At 37.6% G+C, this 15,837-nt stretch carries 28 protein-coding genes; 27 read left to right on the forward strand and 1 reads right to left on the reverse strand.

Going from position 1 to position 15,837, the window contains the following annotated elements; genetic code table 11:
• Positions 1 to 33: 33 nt before the first annotated feature.
• Positions 34 to 3,015, reverse strand: coding sequence for an Eco57I restriction-modification methylase domain-containing protein (locus tag CVS97_RS07660; RefSeq protein ID WP_107785667.1), 2,982 nt, complete (start codon positions 3,013 to 3,015; stop codon positions 34 to 36).
• A gap of 257 nt (positions 3,016 to 3,272) precedes the next feature.
• Here CVS97_RS07660 and rpsJ point away from each other — a divergent pair, with 257 nt between their 5' ends.
• The 27 genes from rpsJ to rpsD all read left to right on the forward strand — a co-directional run bounded on the left by rpsJ (position 3,273) and on the right by rpsD (position 15,833).
• On the forward strand, positions 3,273 to 3,581 hold the full coding sequence (rpsJ, locus tag CVS97_RS07665; protein WP_009295257.1) for a 30S ribosomal protein S10: 309 nt from the start codon (positions 3,273 to 3,275) through the stop codon (positions 3,579 to 3,581).
• A gap of 20 nt (positions 3,582 to 3,601) precedes the next feature.
• Positions 3,602 to 4,180 carry a 50S ribosomal protein L3 gene (gene rplC / locus CVS97_RS07670; RefSeq protein ID WP_107785668.1) on the forward strand — a complete coding sequence of 193 codons (579 nt, stop codon included), beginning with the start codon at positions 3,602 to 3,604 and terminating at the stop codon, positions 4,178 to 4,180.
• A complete protein-coding gene (gene rplD / locus CVS97_RS07675; RefSeq protein WP_012140561.1) occupies positions 4,177 to 4,791 on the forward strand; it encodes a 50S ribosomal protein L4 in 615 nt (204 codons plus the stop codon). The genes rplC and rplD overlap by 4 nt, the downstream gene beginning before the upstream one ends.
• 1 nt (position 4,792) lies before the next feature.
• On the forward strand, positions 4,793 to 5,074 hold the full coding sequence (locus CVS97_RS07680; RefSeq protein WP_002941535.1) for a 50S ribosomal protein L23: 282 nt from the start codon (positions 4,793 to 4,795) through the stop codon (positions 5,072 to 5,074).
• Position 5,075: 1 nt separating this feature from the next.
• The gene (gene rplB, locus CVS97_RS07685; protein WP_103601039.1) at positions 5,076 to 5,909 is read left to right on the forward strand and encodes a 50S ribosomal protein L2; all 834 of its coding nucleotides are present in this window, start codon (positions 5,076 to 5,078) and stop codon (positions 5,907 to 5,909) included.
• Positions 5,910 to 5,911: 2 nt separating this feature from the next.
• The gene (gene rpsS / locus CVS97_RS07690; RefSeq protein WP_002941639.1) at positions 5,912 to 6,193 is read left to right on the forward strand and encodes a 30S ribosomal protein S19; all 282 of its coding nucleotides are present in this window, start codon (positions 5,912 to 5,914) and stop codon (positions 6,191 to 6,193) included.
• An 11-nt stretch (positions 6,194 to 6,204) separates the two neighbouring features.
• Positions 6,205 to 6,537: a 50S ribosomal protein L22 gene (gene rplV, locus CVS97_RS07695; protein WP_009295259.1), complete on the forward strand. Its 333-nt coding sequence runs from the start codon at positions 6,205 to 6,207 to the stop codon at positions 6,535 to 6,537.
• A 1-nt stretch (position 6,538) separates the two neighbouring features.
• Entirely contained in the window at positions 6,539 to 7,237 is a 699-nt protein-coding gene (rpsC, locus tag CVS97_RS07700) for a 30S ribosomal protein S3 (RefSeq protein ID WP_107687364.1), read from the forward strand.
• A gap of 2 nt (positions 7,238 to 7,239) precedes the next feature.
• The gene (gene rplP, locus CVS97_RS07705; RefSeq protein ID WP_021091116.1) at positions 7,240 to 7,665 is read left to right on the forward strand and encodes a 50S ribosomal protein L16; all 426 of its coding nucleotides are present in this window, start codon (positions 7,240 to 7,242) and stop codon (positions 7,663 to 7,665) included.
• Positions 7,652 to 7,846, forward strand: coding sequence for a 50S ribosomal protein L29 (gene rpmC, locus CVS97_RS07710; protein ID WP_002941625.1), 195 nt, complete (start codon positions 7,652 to 7,654; stop codon positions 7,844 to 7,846). Before rplP ends, rpmC begins: the two co-directional genes overlap by 14 nt.
• Before the next feature lies 1 nt (position 7,847).
• A complete protein-coding gene (gene rpsQ, locus CVS97_RS07715; RefSeq protein WP_021091107.1) occupies positions 7,848 to 8,099 on the forward strand; it encodes a 30S ribosomal protein S17 in 252 nt (83 codons plus the stop codon).
• Positions 8,099 to 8,467, forward strand: coding sequence for a 50S ribosomal protein L14 (gene rplN / locus CVS97_RS07720; protein WP_021091075.1), 369 nt, complete (start codon positions 8,099 to 8,101; stop codon positions 8,465 to 8,467). Before rpsQ ends, rplN begins: the two co-directional genes overlap by 1 nt.
• Positions 8,467 to 8,703 (forward strand): 50S ribosomal protein L24, encoded by a 237-nt coding sequence (rplX, locus tag CVS97_RS07725; RefSeq protein ID WP_002941666.1) that lies wholly within the window; start codon positions 8,467 to 8,469, stop codon positions 8,701 to 8,703. Before rplN ends, rplX begins: the two co-directional genes overlap by 1 nt.
• Before the next feature lie 5 nt (positions 8,704 to 8,708).
• Positions 8,709 to 9,254: a 50S ribosomal protein L5 gene (gene rplE / locus CVS97_RS07730; protein ID WP_002941643.1), complete on the forward strand. Its 546-nt coding sequence runs from the start codon at positions 8,709 to 8,711 to the stop codon at positions 9,252 to 9,254.
• A 1-nt stretch (position 9,255) separates the two neighbouring features.
• Positions 9,256 to 9,441, forward strand: coding sequence for a type Z 30S ribosomal protein S14 (locus tag CVS97_RS07735; protein WP_002941532.1), 186 nt, complete (start codon positions 9,256 to 9,258; stop codon positions 9,439 to 9,441).
• Positions 9,442 to 9,450: 9 nt separating this feature from the next.
• Complete coding sequence (gene rpsH, locus CVS97_RS07740) at positions 9,451 to 9,846, forward strand: 30S ribosomal protein S8 (protein ID WP_021091129.1); 396 nt, start codon at positions 9,451 to 9,453, stop codon at positions 9,844 to 9,846.
• Between the two features lie 190 nt (positions 9,847 to 10,036).
• Positions 10,037 to 10,573 carry a 50S ribosomal protein L6 gene (gene rplF / locus CVS97_RS07745; RefSeq protein ID WP_021091127.1) on the forward strand — a complete coding sequence of 179 codons (537 nt, stop codon included), beginning with the start codon at positions 10,037 to 10,039 and terminating at the stop codon, positions 10,571 to 10,573.
• 10 nt (positions 10,574 to 10,583) lie between these two features.
• Entirely contained in the window at positions 10,584 to 10,940 is a 357-nt protein-coding gene (gene rplR / locus CVS97_RS07750; RefSeq protein WP_021091120.1) for a 50S ribosomal protein L18, read from the forward strand.
• A 15-nt stretch (positions 10,941 to 10,955) separates the two neighbouring features.
• On the forward strand, positions 10,956 to 11,399 hold the full coding sequence (rpsE, locus tag CVS97_RS07755) for a 30S ribosomal protein S5 (protein ID WP_002941646.1): 444 nt from the start codon (positions 10,956 to 10,958) through the stop codon (positions 11,397 to 11,399).
• Positions 11,400 to 11,414: 15 nt separating this feature from the next.
• A complete protein-coding gene (gene rplO / locus CVS97_RS07760) occupies positions 11,415 to 11,816 on the forward strand; it encodes a 50S ribosomal protein L15 (protein ID WP_107785669.1) in 402 nt (133 codons plus the stop codon).
• Complete coding sequence (gene secY / locus CVS97_RS07765) at positions 11,816 to 13,078, forward strand: preprotein translocase subunit SecY (RefSeq protein ID WP_072595225.1); 1,263 nt, start codon at positions 11,816 to 11,818, stop codon at positions 13,076 to 13,078. The genes rplO and secY overlap by 1 nt, the downstream gene beginning before the upstream one ends.
• Before the next feature lies 1 nt (position 13,079).
• Entirely contained in the window at positions 13,080 to 13,838 is a 759-nt protein-coding gene (map, locus tag CVS97_RS07770) for a type I methionyl aminopeptidase (protein ID WP_107785670.1), read from the forward strand.
• A gap of 34 nt (positions 13,839 to 13,872) precedes the next feature.
• Positions 13,873 to 14,091, forward strand: coding sequence for a translation initiation factor IF-1 (gene infA / locus CVS97_RS07775; protein ID WP_002848031.1), 219 nt, complete (start codon positions 13,873 to 13,875; stop codon positions 14,089 to 14,091).
• Between the two features lie 189 nt (positions 14,092 to 14,280).
• Complete coding sequence (gene rpmJ, locus CVS97_RS07780; RefSeq protein ID WP_002941545.1) at positions 14,281 to 14,394, forward strand: 50S ribosomal protein L36; 114 nt, start codon at positions 14,281 to 14,283, stop codon at positions 14,392 to 14,394.
• Between the two features lie 3 nt (positions 14,395 to 14,397).
• On the forward strand, positions 14,398 to 14,766 hold the full coding sequence (gene rpsM, locus CVS97_RS07785) for a 30S ribosomal protein S13 (protein ID WP_002941610.1): 369 nt from the start codon (positions 14,398 to 14,400) through the stop codon (positions 14,764 to 14,766).
• A gap of 22 nt (positions 14,767 to 14,788) precedes the next feature.
• A complete protein-coding gene (gene rpsK / locus CVS97_RS07790; protein ID WP_021091081.1) occupies positions 14,789 to 15,181 on the forward strand; it encodes a 30S ribosomal protein S11 in 393 nt (130 codons plus the stop codon).
• A gap of 25 nt (positions 15,182 to 15,206) precedes the next feature.
• Entirely contained in the window at positions 15,207 to 15,833 is a 627-nt protein-coding gene (gene rpsD, locus CVS97_RS07795) for a 30S ribosomal protein S4 (protein WP_054197275.1), read from the forward strand.
• Positions 15,834 to 15,837: the final 4 nt, after the last annotated feature.

Genomic DNA, 15,837 nt, shown 5'->3' on the forward strand with positions numbered 1-15,837 from the left:
TGTAAGATGTATATGTAAATTTTTGTTATGTCGTCAATCCCCCCCCCTTTTTTTTGCTATAAGCGCGATTTCATCGCTTGTTAGTTCATAAAGCTCAAAAACAAGTTTGTCTATTTTTTCGTTACTTGCCTTGATTTTGTCGTTTAGCGCGTCGATATTTTCTTTGGCTTCTAGCTTTTCATCAAGAGTTAAAGTAGGCATATGCTTCTCGTAAAGCTTGATTTTTTCATTGGCTTTTAAAATCTCATCAACCAAATTTATTATCTCGTTTGCTAAATTTTCATTTTGTGGCGTGATTTGTGGGATAGGCAAAATTTCTAAGCGATTTGTTGTTATTTCGCCTTCAAGTCCGCCTCCAGCATAGAAAAAGTTAAAAATTTTATAAACAGCTGTTGAATTTAAAAAGGCTAATAAAAATTTTAGATTTTCGCCAGTTATGCAATATGCAGTATTGTTTGGAATATTATTATTTGTATCGTAAGCAAATTTTGGACTTTGCACAATTTTTGCACATAAAATTTTCTCTTTTTCAAATTCTTCATAATAAGCGATGTTATCTTGCGTCTCAAACCATTTATTTGATGTTTTTTTGCGGCATTTTTTACCATTTATAGTTTCGCCACTTTGTGCTATATAAGGCAAAAAAATTTGTAAATATCCCTTAAGACTTGGAAAATTTTCAATATCTATCTTTAACGCTGGAAATGTGCAAATGAGCCACAGTCCAGCCCACTCATAGTCATAACGCTTTATATCTTGACCTCGTAAGATCGGCCTAATGAGCTTTTGCGTCCGCTCTCTTTCTTCTCCAGTGCAGTTATTTAAAATTTTATCACGGGTGTCACTATCAATAATAAATACTTCATTTAGTCCTGTTTTGATACCAGAATGAATTTTTATGCCCCAATTTTTTAATGGCTCTGCAACTTTTTCGATCTTGCTTTTTAGCTCAAATTTGCTGCTATCTAGGAAAGTGAAATTTATTTCATTTAGTGTAGATTGTGGTATTTGGATAAATTTTTGCGTTTTTAAATTTATGCTGTTTGAAGCTAGGAAATTAAATTTTGAATTTTCACCGGCTCTTATTTTTCTAAAAATAGTAACCGCGCTATCTACGCTCGCGTCTTCAAAAACTTTAACCCCAGCAAAATCGATAATATGTGTTATTTGCGTATTTTCTAATATGAATTTACGTAAATTTTCACCATAGCTGGCACGGAAAAATTTATTTGAACATATAAAACCTAAAAGTCCATTTTCTTTTAGATGTGTAATGCCAAGCTCATAAAAATAGACAAATAAATCAGCCGTACCACTATAAACTTTATATTTTTGCAGGGCTGGCTTTTGCTCTTTTATCGCCTCTTGTCTGACATAGGGAGGATTGCCGATAACGACATCAAATTTAAAGTCAAAAGGAAATTCTAAAAGCGAGTTTGCTGCTATCAAATTTTTACTAAGATCTGTTAAAACTCGTCCTTTTGCAGCTGTGCGGAGCCAAAGGGATAGTCTGGCGATCTCGGCCGCATCGGCATTTATATCTACGCCGTAAAGGTTGTTTTCTAAAATCGTGCTTTCTATATCGTAAAGTCCCAAGCCCTCGCCCTCATATACTTTGCGGTAAGTGTCTAATGTGCCATGCTCGCTAATGAGAAATTCTAAAGCTTGGTTTAAAAACGCACCAGAGCCACAAGCTGGATCAAGTATCTTAAGAGATAAGAGCCACTCGCGGTAAGCATAAATTTTGTCTTTGATCTCACTTTCTGCTTTGGTTAATTTTTTGGGATTTTTTGGTGCTAATAGCTCATTTAGATCAAGCCCTAGCTCATCTTTTTTGGCTTTACAAAGCTCACCAAGCGAATTTTCGATTATAAATTCTGTTATAAACTCTGGCGTATAAAATATGCCATCTTTTTTGCGTTTGCTCTGTTTGGCATCAAATTTATTTCCATTTATTTGCGCATTTAGCTCTTCAAGGTCGTTTAGTGAGCTTTCAAAGATATGTCCTAGGATATTTACACCGATGTCGCTTAAAAAGTCATAGTCGCTTAAAAACTGTGCTTCAAGTACGCTATCGTCTATCTTTAGCGCATCAAGCTCAGTGTCTGTGGCAAAAAGTCCGCCATTGTAGCGTTTGATATCAAGACGTTCACTACCTTCATCAATGGCTTTAAAGTAAATTTTGTAAAAGTCATAAAAACTAAGCTCGGTAACTTGGTTTTGAAATTTATCTTTTATCTCGGCTATCGTGCGAAGTCTTAGTAGTCCGCGGTCTTCAGCAAATAGTATAAAGACAAACCTGTCGCATAGTTTTTGAGTCAGGCTTAAAAGCCTATTTTTATCAATGCTAGCATTGTTTTTGCAAATATTTTTGAAAAGAGTGAGCCTAAATACGCTAAAGTCTTTATAAAATTTATTTGAAATTTCGCGCTCGTGAGTGGCAAATTTCTCTTTTAGCTTTAGCGGCAGATCCGTGCTAATGCTCTCAAAGCTAAGCAGCAAATGAAGTTTTTTAAACTCGTCAAAGCTTGCTGTAAAAAGGTCAAATTTTTCAAATGTTGTTTTATTGCCGATGTAAAAGCGCAGTTCGTTAAAATTTGAAACAACGACATATTTGGCATTTTCATGTGAGATAAAATAGCGAAAGGCTTGATCTACCGGGCTAAGCTCGCGGTTGGACGGAGTTTTATCAAGATGCTGTGTGGTCTGATCTTTTAGCTCGATCACGCATCTAACTTCGCCATTTATCAGTATCGCCCCATCTGCTTTTTTGCCGTCAGTTTCGTTCTTTTTCTCGCGTTCAAGATTGAAATTTGTAGGATTAGTAGTATCTAAAGTGTAGCCAAGGCAGTTTTCAAAGATATCTTTTAGAAACTGCGTTTGAAATTTCTCTTCTTTGAAGCTCTTAATGTCGCTAGCTTTTGCCTGATATGTTTGTAAATTTACATAACGCTTTTTAAGCTTCTCCTCGTCTTGTTCTTGAGTTAATAAGAATTTTGTATTAAAGATCGGCATCTTTTCTCTTTAAAATTTTAATTTCTTGGAATCTTATCTTTTTAAATTTTATATCTTCCTTATTAAAAGGAAATAATTAATCAAAATTCATCAAAAAATAGCGTTTTTCTTGACAACCATAATAGCTTTTTTGTAAAATCGCGTTCTCTTTACGAAAAGACAAGCGTCTTTGCTCGTACGATCGCTTGATCCTATGCGAGTTATTTTGATGTAAAGAGGTCGCGAGTTTGCGACAAGTTCTTTTTAAAGGAAAACACATGGAAAGAATCAGGTTAAAGCTAAAAGCTTACGACCATAGAGTTCTAGACCGCACTGTTGCAGCAATCGTAGAAGCTGTCAAACGAACAGGTGCCGACGTTCGTGGCCCGGTACCAATGCCTACAAAGATCAAACGCTATACAGTCTTAAAATCTCCACACATCAACAAAGACTCACGTGAGCAGTTTGAGATGAGAATACACGCTCGTATGCTTGACATCGTAGCTGCTACTCCAGAAACTGTAGATAGCCTAACAAAACTCGACCTAGCTCCAGAAGTTAATGTCGAAGTTCGTGCGATGAAATAAGCGGACAAAAGGATAAGAGTATGGAATATATTGTAGAAAAAATAGGCATGAGTAGAACGATTGCCACGAAGAGTGCGCCAGTTACACTACTTAAGCTAGTTGAGGCTAAAGTATGTGAGATCGACGAAAACAAACGTGCTATCGTAGCGTATGCCCACACTAAAGCAAATAACAAAGCTATCGCTGGTCAGCAAAAAAAATATAATCTGACTGCAGAATTTAACAAATTTGCTACGCTTGAAGTAGCTAATAGCGAAGTTGGAAACCTAGACTTTACACCATTAAATGAGGCTAAAATTTTAAAAGTTAGTTTTAACTCAAAAGGTAGAGGCTACCAAGGTGTGGTAAAAAGACATGGTTTTGGTGGTGGTCCAAAAAGCCACGGCTCACGTTTCCATAGACGCCACGGTTCAATTGGTAACTGCGAATGGCCAGGTCGTGTTCAGCCAGGTATGAAAATGGCAGGACACATGGGCAATGAGAAAGTTACTGTTAAAAACGAGCTAATAAGCTTTGACGCTCAAAATGGCATCGTAGTTGTAAAAGGTTGCGTTCCTGGTCACAATGGTGCAATGGGTAAAATAAGGATTGTAAAATGAGTAAAATTCACGTATTAAACGATAAATTTGAAAATTCAGGCGAGTTAGAGCTTCCTGCAAGCTACGCTGAAGTAAATCCGCACAACCTATATCTTTATGTAAAATCTTACCTTGCTGGTATAAGAGCAAATTCGGCTCACACTAAAAGCCGTGCTTTTGTAAGCGGTGGTGGTAAAAAACCATGGAGACAAAAAGGACGTGGTGGTGCAAGAGCGGGTTCAACTAGAACTAACGTTTGGGTAGGCGGTGCAGTTGCATTTGGTCCAACAAACGAGAAAAACTATTTTCAAAAAGTCAATAAAAAACAAAAAAGACTAGCTCTTGAGTACGCTTTGGCAGTAAAAGCACAAGATGGTAAAATTTTCGCAGTAGATAGCATCTCAATCGAGTCTGGAAAGACAAAAGATGCAGCTAATATCATCAAAAATTTAAAAGTAAAAGACGCGCTTATCGTTAAAGATTTACTAGACGATAAAACACTACTTGCTTTTAGAAATTTAGCAAACTGCTATGTAGTAGATGCAAATGAGGTAAATGCTTATCTTGTCTCTACATTTAGTTCGGTTATTATTGAAAAAGCTGCACTAAAAACTATAACAAAAGAGGGCTAAAATGGCTGATATAACTGATATCAAAACAATTATTTATACAGAAAAAACTCTAGGCCTTCAAGAACAAGGCGTTGTTGTTATCCAAACTTCACCAAGAGTTACAAAAAACAGCTTAAAAGCGGTTTTACAAGAGTATTTTGGAGTAACGCCTGTTCGCGTAAATTCACTTAGAATTAGCGGCAAGGTTAAGCGTTTTAGAGGAAGAGCAGGCCAACGTGACGAGATAAAGAAATTCTACGTTAAGTTACCTGAAGGCGTAAGCCTAGAAAATACGGAGGCGTAAGATGGCTATAAAATCATATAAACCATATACACCTAGTCGTAGATATATGACTGGACTAAGCTCTGAAGATATAACAGCTAAACCAAGCGTTAGAAGCTTGCTTGTTAAACTACCTGCAACTGGTGGCAGAAACAATAATGGTCGTATAACTTCAAGACATAAAGAGGCAGGTGCAAAAAAACTTTATCGTATCATCGACTTCAAACGTCGTAAATTTGGTATAGAAGGTAAAGTTGAAGCGATCGAGTACGATCCAAACAGAAACTGCCGTATCGCTCTTATAGCTTACAAAGATGGTGAAAAGCGCTATATCATTAGACCAAATGGCCTAAATGTTGGTGACGTTATCGCATCTATCGATGAGGGCTCACTAGATATTAAACCAGGCAACGCTATGAAATTAAGATTTATCCCAGTTGGTACTATTGTTCATAACGTAGAGCTAAAGCCTGGTAAAGGTGCTCAAATAGCTCGTTCAGCTGGTGGTTATGCTCAGCTAATGGGTAAAGAAGAGAAGTATGTTATCTTAAGAATGCCAAGTGGCGAGATGAGACAAGTACTAGCTGAGTGTATGGCAAGTATCGGTGTAGTTGGTAACGAAGATTGGGCTAACATCACTATCGGTAAAGCCGGACGTAATCGCCACCGCGGTATCCGCCCACAAACACGTGGTTCTGCTATGAACCCAGTTGATCACCCACACGGCGGTGGTGAAGGTAAGAAAAATTCAGGCCGTCACCCAGTTACTCCATGGGGTAAACCAACTAAAGGTGCTAAGACTCGCCGTAAAAAAGCTAGTGATAAGCTTATAATTTCAAGAAGGAAAGGAAAATAGAGATGGCAAGATCACTCAAAAAAGGTCCTTTCGTAGATGATCATGTAATGAAAAAAGTTATTGCCGCAAAAAATGCAAACGATAACAAACCAATCAAGACTTGGTCAAGACGTAGTACGATTGTACCTGAAATGATTGGACTAACATTTAACGTTCATAATGGCAAGAGCTTTATTCCTGTATATGTTACGGAAAATCATATAGGCTATAAACTTGGCGAATTTGCTCCAACACGCACATTTAAGGGTCACAAAGGCTCAGTGCAAAAGAAAATCGGCAAGTAAGGGGAGATAATATGAGTAAAGCAATTATAAAATTCGTAAGACTTTCTCCTACAAAAGCAAGACTTATAGCAAGAGAAGTTCAAGGTATGAATGCCGAGCTAGCACTTGCAAGCTTGCAATTTATGCCAAATCGTGGTGCTAAATTTATAGCAAACGCTATTAGCTCAGCAGTAGCAAATGGCGGATTTGAGCCAGAAGAGGTTGTAGTAACTAGTTGCCGCGTTGACGCTGGTCCTGTATTAAAGAGATTTAGACCAAGAGCAAGAGGAACAGCGAGCAAAATTCGCAAACCTACTTCTCATGTAATGGTAGAAGTATCTAAACCTGAAAAGAAGGAAGCATAATATGGGACAAAAAGTAAATCCAATAGGTCTTAGACTAGGAATTAACCGCAACTGGGAATCTAGATGGTTTCCAACCAAACAAAGTCTTCCTGAAAATATCGGTGAAGATTACAAAATTCGTGCATTTTTAAAGAAAAAACTTTACTATGCAGGAATTAGCCAAATTCTAATCGAAAGAACGGCTAAAAAACTTCGTGTAACCGTAGTTGCAGCTCGTCCTGGTATCATCATCGGCAAAAAAGGTCAAGATGTTGAAAATCTAAAGAACGAAGTTAGCAAACTTATCGGTAAAGAAGTAAATGTAAATATTAAAGAAGAAAGAAAAGCTCAAGCTTCAGCTCAACTTGCTGCTGAAAACGTAGCTATGCAACTTGAAAAGCGTGTCGCATTTAGACGTGCTATGAAAAAAGTTATCCAAGGTGCTCAAAAATCAGGCGCTAAAGGTATCAAAATTTCAGTTGCTGGTCGCTTAGGTGGCGCTGAGATGGCAAGAACCGAGTGGTATCTAGAAGGTCGCGTTCCGCTTCATACTCTTAGAGCAAAGATCGATTACGGTGTAGCTGAGGCTCATACGACTTATGGAAACATAGGTATTAAAGTATGGATTTTTAAAGGTGAAGTTCTTCAAAAAGGTGTTCAACCTGAGAAAACTGAAGAAGAAACACCTAAGAAAACACGTAGAGCAAGAAGAGGTAAATAATTATGTTGATGCCTAAAAGAACGAAATTTCGTAAGCAAATGAAAGGTCGCAACCGTGGTTATGCGACTCGTGGAGCATCTTTAGCAACTGGCGAATTTGCACTTAAGGCTGTTGAAGCTGGTAGAATAAATTCTCGCCAAATAGAAGCTGCTCGTCAAGCTCTAACTCGTCACGTAAAAAGACAGGCTAAAATTTGGATTAGGGTTTTCCCTGATAAGCCACTTACTAAAAAACCTCTACAAACTCGTATGGGTAAAGGTAAGGCTGGAGTTGAAGAGTGGGTTATGAATATCAAACCTGGTCGTATAATATTTGAAATGGCTGGTGTTAGCGAAGAGCTAGCTCGTGAAGCTCTAACTTTAGCTTTACACAAACTTCCTTTCAAATCAAAATTTGTAACGCGAGAGAGTGAAAATGAAATATACTGAGTTAAAAGATAAGAGCGTTGCAGAATTAAACGCGTTGCTAAAAGAGAAAAAGGTGCTTTTATTTACTTTAAGACAAAAGCTAAAAACTATGCAGTTAAGCAACCCTAATGAGATTAGTGCTGTTCGCAAAGAGATAGCTCAGATCAACACTGCAATTAGTGCAACAAGACAAGGGGCGTAAAATGGCATTAAAAAGAGAAATTCAAGGTGTTGTTTTACAAAAAGCTGGAGATAAAACAGCTACTATTTTGGTAGAAAGACGCGTTATGCATCCAAGATACCATAAATTTGTAAAACGCTTTAAAAAGTATTTAGTTCACGATGAGAAAAATGAGACAAGAGCAGGCGATACAGTTGTTGCGATCGAGTGCAGACCACTTTCAGCTCGCAAGAATTTTCGCTTAAAAGCTGTATTGGCAAAGGGAGTTGAGTAATGATTCAAAGTTTTACAAGACTTGCAGTTGCTGATAATAGTGGTGCAAAAGAGTTAATGTGTATAAAAGTTCTTGGCGGCAGCAAAAGAAGATACGCTACACTTGGCGATATCATAGTTTGCTCTGTTAAAAAAGCTCTTCCAAATGGAAAGATCAAAAAAGGACAGGTTGTAAAAGCTGTTGTTGTAAGAACTAAAAAAGAGGTTCAAAGAGATAATGGTTCGCTAATCCGCTTTGACGAGAATGCAGCTGTTATACTTGATAGCAAAAAAGAGCCAGTCGGCACTCGTATTTTTGGACCAGTTGGACGTGAGGTTAGATATGCTAACTTTATGAAGATTGTTTCGCTAGCTCCGGAGGTTTTATAATGGCTAATGTAAAATTTAAAGTCAAAAAAGGCGATACCGTTAAGATTATCGCTGGTGACGATAAAGGCAAAACTGGTAAAATTTTAGCAGTTCTTGCAAAAAAAGGTCAGGTTATAGTTGAGGGATGCAAAATAGCTAAAAAAGCTATCAAACCAAGCGAAAAAACTCCAAATGGTGGTCACGTAAATAAAGAGATGCCAATTGACATATCAAATGTCGCGAAAGTTGAAGGATAAGAGATATGAGTAGATTAAAAGATAAATTTAACGAAACTATCAAGCCAGCTCTCGTAAAAGAATTTGACATCAAAAATCCAATGCTTATCCCTGCACTCGAGAAAATTGTGATCAGTGTAGGTGCTGGAGACTCTGCGAAAGATCAGAAAGTGCTTCAAAATATGGCTGATACCATTTCACTTATCGCTGGACAAAAAGCAGTTATCACTGATGCTAAAAAATCAGTTGCTGGCTTTAAAGTTCGCGAGGGTTTTCCTGTTGGTATCAAAGTAACTTTGAGAAAAGAGCAAATGTATGCTTTCTTAGATAAGCTAATCAGCGTTGCTCTTCCAAGAGTTAAAGACTTCCGTGGTCTTCCAAAAAATGGTTTTGATGGACGTGGAAACTATAACTTCGGTCTTAGTGAGCAGCTAATGTTTCCAGAGGTTGAGTATGATAAAATTTTACGAACTCATGGTATGAATATTACGATTGCTACTACGGCTAAAAATGATAAAGAGGCATTCAAATTGCTAGAGCTATTTGGTGTGCCGTTTGCAAAAGGAAAGTAAAATGGCAAAGAAATCAATGATAGCAAAAGCTGCACGCAAGCCAAAATTTGCGGTTCGTGGCTATACTAGATGCCAAATTTGCGGTCGTCCGCACTCTGTTTATAAAGATTTTGGAATTTGCCGTGTTTGCCTAAGAAAAATGGCTAACGAAGGCCTAATACCTGGTCTTAAAAAAGCAAGTTGGTAAGGAAGAGAAATGTTAAACGATTTAATATCAGATGGATTAACACGCATTAGAAATGCAAGTATGAGAAAGCTTGAAACTGCGAAATTGCTTCATTCTAAGGTTGTTGAGGCTACTCTTTCTATCCTTGCAGCAAAAGGCTATGTAGAGAGCTACAACGTTATCGAAGAAGGCAACAAGAAATTTATAAACGTAGTTTTAAAGTATGATGAGTACGGCAGAAGCGTTATAAACGAGCTTAAAAGGGTTTCAAAACCTGGTCGCCGTGTTTATCAAGGCAAAGACGACATTAAGCGTTTTAAAAATGGTTATGGAACAGTTATTGTTAGCACAAGCAAAGGCGTTATGAGCGGTATTGAAGCAAGTAAAGCTGGCGTTGGCGGCGAAGTTCTTTGTACGGTTTGGTAATAAACTGCATTAAACGCTATTTAACCTTATGATTTTAAGGTTAAATTTTTAGCTTGGTAAAATTTTAGATTTTGCCAAGGCTAAATTTAGAAATTCAAATGAAGGTTTCGTCAAATTTGACGATAAAATTTACGGCATTGTGGTGTTTATTCGTAAATGTAGGAACACCCTAGACAAGTAAAGGAAAAAAATGTCACGTATTGGAAAACAGCCTATCGCTATCCCAAGTGGTGTAGACGTTAGCGTTGAAAATAATGTCCTAAAATTTAAAAAGGGCAATCATATAAAAGAGCTTGACACAAAAGGTCACGTTGATGTCAAGATAGAAAATGGTCATATAGTTTTTGCTCCAAAAGGCGAAGATCGCCAAAGTAGAGCTTACTGGGGAACATATAGAGCACTTGCTAACAATATCGTAACTGGTATCACTGCGGGATTCACTCGCCAGCTTGAGATCAACGGCGTTGGTTATAAAGCAGCTGCAAAAGGTAAAATTTTAGAGCTTTCTCTTGGTTTTTCACACCTTATCAACTATGAGCTACCAGCAGGCGTTGAAGCTAGTGTTGAGAAAAACGTTATTACTATCAAAGGCGATGACAAACAAGTAGTAGGTCAAGTGGCTGCTCAAGTTAGAGGATTTAGACCACCTGAGCCATATAAAGGCAAAGGCGTTAAATATCTAGAAGAACGCATCATCCGCAAAGCGGGCAAGACATCTAAGAAGTAAGGAGCGGTAAATGACAGCAAAAGTACTAAAAAGAAAAATCGCTCTTAGAATTAAGAGAAAAAGAAGAATCAGAGGTAAAATTTCTGGTGTTGCAACTTGCCCAAGAGTTTCTATTTTCAAATCAAACAGAACTCTTTATGTTCAAGCGATTGATGACGTTACGGCTACTACACTAGCTGCAGTTGATGGTAGAAAGATAGGCATAAAAGCAAATAAAGAAGGTGCGGTCACTTTAGCTAAAGAATTTGCTAAGGCTTTAAAAGCTAAGAAGATAGATGTTGCAGTTTTTGATAGAAATGGTTATTTATACCATGGCGTTATCGCAGCATTTGCTGAAGCTTTAAGAGAAAATGGCATCAAGCTATAACCCAAAGGAAAATCGATGGAAAAATATAATAGAGAAGAATTTGAAGAAGTAATCGTCGATATCGGTCGGGTTACAAAGGTTGTTAAAGGTGGTCGTAGATTTAGATTTACAGCTTTAGTTGTTGTTGGTAATAGAAATGGTCTAGTTGGCTTTGGTTATGGTAAAGCTAAAGAGGTACCAGATGCGATGAGAAAAGCGATTGACGACGCATTTAAAAATATTATCCACGTTAAGATCAAAGGCACAACTATCCCTCACGACGTAGAGGTAAAATATAACGCAAGTAGAATGCTACTTCGCCCAGCTAGCGAGGGTACTGGTGTTATCGCTGGTGGTAGTGCACGTCCTATCATCGAGCTTGCAGGTATTAAGGATATCCTTACTAAATCACTTGGCTCAAACAACTCAGCAAACGTCGTTCGTGCTACTATAAAAGCACTTAGTTTGCTAAAAAGCTAAGAGAAAGGAGTTAAGATGGCATTAGAAAAATTAACACCTGCTGTAGGTTCAACTCATGCAACCAAAAGAATAGGTCGTGGTCAAGGCAGTGGCAATGGCAAAACTGCTGGCAAAGGTAACAAAGGTCAAAGAGCAAGAAAAGGCTACAATGAGAAAAGAGGTTTTGAGGGTGGACAGCAACCACTTCAAAGACGTCTTCCAAAAGTAGGTTTTACTTCTAAATTTGAAAAACCTTATGTTATTAATGTTGAAAAAATCGCAGCTATAAAAGAGCTTGCTGAAATTTCAATAGCAACAATAGCTAGCGTTCATAAAATTTCAAAGAGCGTTACTAAGATAAAACTAATCGGTGCAAGCGCAAAAGCTCTTGCTTCTAAGATTAAAGACGAGAACGTTAGCGTTAGCGGAACAAAATAATGGATAAAACACTGACCAACAAGATTTTAATCACGTTGGCATTTTTGTTCGCATACAGGATACTGGCTTATGTGCCAGTTCCTGGTGTTAATGTCGACGTAATTAAAGAATTCTTCAATTCAAATAATAGCAACGCCTTGGGCTTATTTAATATGTTTAGCGGTAAAGCTGCTGAGCGTTTAAGTATCATATCTCTGGGCATCATGCCTTACATTACAGCTTCGATCATCATGGAGCTTTTAGCAGCAACATTTCCAAAATTAGGTCAGATGAAAAAAGAGCGTGACGGTATGCAAAAATATATGCAAATCATACGTTATGCAACCATTGTTATCACTCTTGTACAATCAATCGGTGTTTCTATCGGACTTCAAAGCTTAAGCGGACGCGGTGGCGAGCAAGCTATCATGATAGATATAAATTTATTTATCGCGATCTCTGCTGTATCTATGTTAACTGGAACTATGCTACTTATGTGGATAGGCGAGCAGATCACACAGCGAGGTATAGGCAATGGCATAAGCCTTATCATCTTTGCTGGTATCGTCTCTGGTATACCTAGTGCGATCGGTGGGACTATAAATTTAGTAAATACCTCTGAGATGAATTTCCTAACAGTCATCGCTATTTTAGCGATTATTTTAGCTACCATTGGTGCTATTATATTTGTCGAGATGGGTGAAAGGCGTATCCCTATTTCTTACTCAAGAAAAGTGATAATGGAAAATCAAAACAAACGTATAATGAACTATATACCGATCAAAGTAAATTTAAGCGGTGTTATCCCACCGATATTTGCTAGTGCGATTTTGATGTTTCCAAGTACAATCTTGCAAGCTAGTACAAATCCAATCATCCAAGCTATCAACGACTTTTTAAGTCCAAATGGCTATATGTTTAACTTTTTAACATTTTTATTTATCATCTTCTTTGCGTTTTTCTATGCATCGATCGTATTTAACACAAAAGATATAAGTGAAAATTTAAAGAAACAAGGCGGATTTATTCCAGGTGTTAGACCAGGTGAGAGTACGGCTAGCTATCTAAATGAAGTAGCTGGTAGGCTAACTTTGGGCGGTGCTTTATATCTAGGCATCATCTCAACTCTGCCATGGGTGCTTGTAAAAACTATGGGTGTACCATTTTATTTTGGTGGCACGTCAGTACTTATCGTGGTCTCTGTCGCTCTGGATACTATGAGGCGTATAGAAGCTCAGTCTTATACAAACAAATACCAAACTCTAAGTGCAGTAGGTCTATAAAATGGCTATCACGCTAAAAAGACCGGCTGAGATAGAGAAAATGAGAGCGGCGAATAAGATCGTCGCTCAAACTCTTGATCACGTTTCTACGATCATAAAACCTGGAATTTCACTTCTTGAAATAGATAAAATTTGTGAAGATATGATAAGGGCTGCTGGGGCAAAACCTGCTTTTAAAGGGCTCTACGGCTTCCCAAATGCAGCTTGCATAAGTGTCAATGAAGTGGTGATCCACGGAATTCCAAACGAATACAAACTAAAAGAGGGCGATATCGTTAGTGTTGATATCGGTTCAAATTTAGATGGTTATTTTGGTGACTCGGCTAGGACTTTTGGGGTTGGTAAAATTTCAAAAGAAGATGAAGCTTTGATCGCGTGCTCAAAAGATGCACTATATTTTGCGATAGATTTCATAAGAGCTGGTATGCATTTTAAAGAAATTTGCTACGAGCTTGAGAAATTTATTCTTGGTAGAGGTTATGTGCCTTTACGTGGATATTGCGGTCACGGTATAGGAAAAAGGCCACACGAAGAGCCAGAAATTCCAAACTATCTTGAGGGGCATAACCCAAAAGCTGGACCAAAGATAAAAGAAGGAATGGTATTTTGTATAGAGCCAATGATCTGCCAAAAAGACGGCACGCCAGTTTTAGGAAGCGATAACTGGAAAGTAACCTCAAAAGATGGTTTGAGAACTAGCCATTATGAGCATTGCATGGCGATAGTTAATGGTAAAGCCGAAATTTTAAGCCAAGCATAAAATTTATAGTAAAAATTTAAAGAAAGGAGAGTTTGTGGCAAAAGACGATGTCATTGAGATTGATGGAAATGTTGTTGAAGCACTGCCAAATGCAACTTTTAAAGTTGAGCTTGACAACAAACATATAATTTTATGTCATATCGCCGGAAAAATGAGAATGCATTATATAAAGATAATGCCTGGCGACCGCGTAAAAGTAGAACTTACGCCATATAGCCTAGATAAGGGCAGGATCACTTATAGATATAAGTAAATTTAGCCTCTTGGCAAATATGCTAAGTAAATTTAAAGCTGGTTTTGGATAAAATCCAAGCTTTGCGAAAAGCTGTATGAAGAATTATTTTCAAAGTTCCCCACTTATTTTGAAAATAGTTGGTCTAAATTCTTTCTTTAGACCTGATGCAGCCCCTAAAAAAGTGGAATAAATTTTTAGGAGACTAAAATGAAAGTTCGTCCTTCTGTAAAGAAGATGTGTGACAAATGTAAAATTGTCAAACGTAGTGGCATAATTCGTGTTATCTGCGAAAATCCAAAACATAAACAAAGACAAGGATAAGGCATGGCACGTATTGCAGGTGTAGATTTACCAAACAAAAAGAGAATAGAGTATGGTTTGACTTATATCTATGGTATAGGTCTTTATAAATCTCGTCAAATTCTTGACGCAGCTGGAATTTCTTACGACAAGAGAGTTTATGAGCTTAGTGAAGACGAAGCGGCAGCCATCCGTAAAGAAATTCAAGAGCATCATATCGTTGAGGGTGACTTGAGAAAACAAGTTGCTATGGATATCAAAGCTCTTATGGATCTTGGAAGTTATAGAGGTCTTCGTCATAGAAAAGGTCTTCCTGTTCGTGGTCAAAAGACTAAAACTAATGCTAGAACCAGAAAAGGCAGACGTAAAACTGTCGGTGCAGCTACTAAGTAAGGCAAGGGTTAAAGGATAATAAATGGCGAAAAGAAAAATTGTTAAGAAAAAAGTAGTTAGAAAAAGTATAGCCAAAGGTATCGTTTATATCAGTGCAACATTTAATAATACTATGGTAACTGTAACTGATGAAATGGGAAATGCTATTGCATGGAGTAGTGCAGGTGGCTTAGGCTTTAAAGGTAGTAAAAAATCAACTCCTTATGCAGCTCAACAGGCAGTTGAAGATGCTCTAAATAAAGCAAAAGAGCATGGTATAAAAGAAGTTGGTATTAAGGTTCAAGGTCCAGGTAGCGGACGTGAAACAGCTGTTAAAAGTGTAGGAACTGTTGAAGGAATTAAAGTATCTTTCTTTAAAGACATTACACCTTTACCACACAATGGTTGTAGACCGCCAAAACGCCGCCGCGTATAATTAGAGAAAAATAGGAGAAATTATTATGGCTAGATATACAGGACCTGTTGAAAAATTAGAAAGACGTCTTGGTGTGTCTCTTGCGTTAAAAGGCGAAAGAAGACTTGCTGGTAAAAGTGCTTTTGAAAAAAGACCTTATGCGCCAGGACAACATGGACAAAGAAGAGCAAAAATAAGCGAATATGGCTTACAACTTCGCGAGAAGCAAAAAGCTAAATTTATGTATGGTGTTTCTGAGAAACAATTTAGAAGATTATTTCAAGAAGCAGCACGCCGCGAAGGTAATACCGGTGCTCTTTTGGTTCAACTATTAGAGCAAAGATTAGATAATGTTGTTTATAGAATGGGCTTTGCAACAACTCGTCGTTTTGCTCGCCAGCTAGTAACCCATGGACATATTTTAGTAAATGGCAAAAGAGTAGATATACCATCTTACAGAGTTGAGCCAGGTGCAAAAGTAGAGATTGTTGAAAAATCTAAGAACAATCCACAAATTGTTCGCGCAATAGATCTTACAGCACAAACCGGTATTGTTGCTTGGGTAGATGTTGAAAAAGAGAAAAAATTTGGAATTTTCACTAGAAATCCAGAAAGAGAAGAGGTTATCATTCCTGTTGAGGAAAGATTTATAGTAGAGCTTTATTCAAAATAATAGA

The organism is Campylobacter concisus (assembly GCF_003049735.1).
GTDB classification, from domain to species: domain Bacteria; phylum Campylobacterota; class Campylobacteria; order Campylobacterales; family Campylobacteraceae; genus Campylobacter_A; species Campylobacter_A concisus_AN.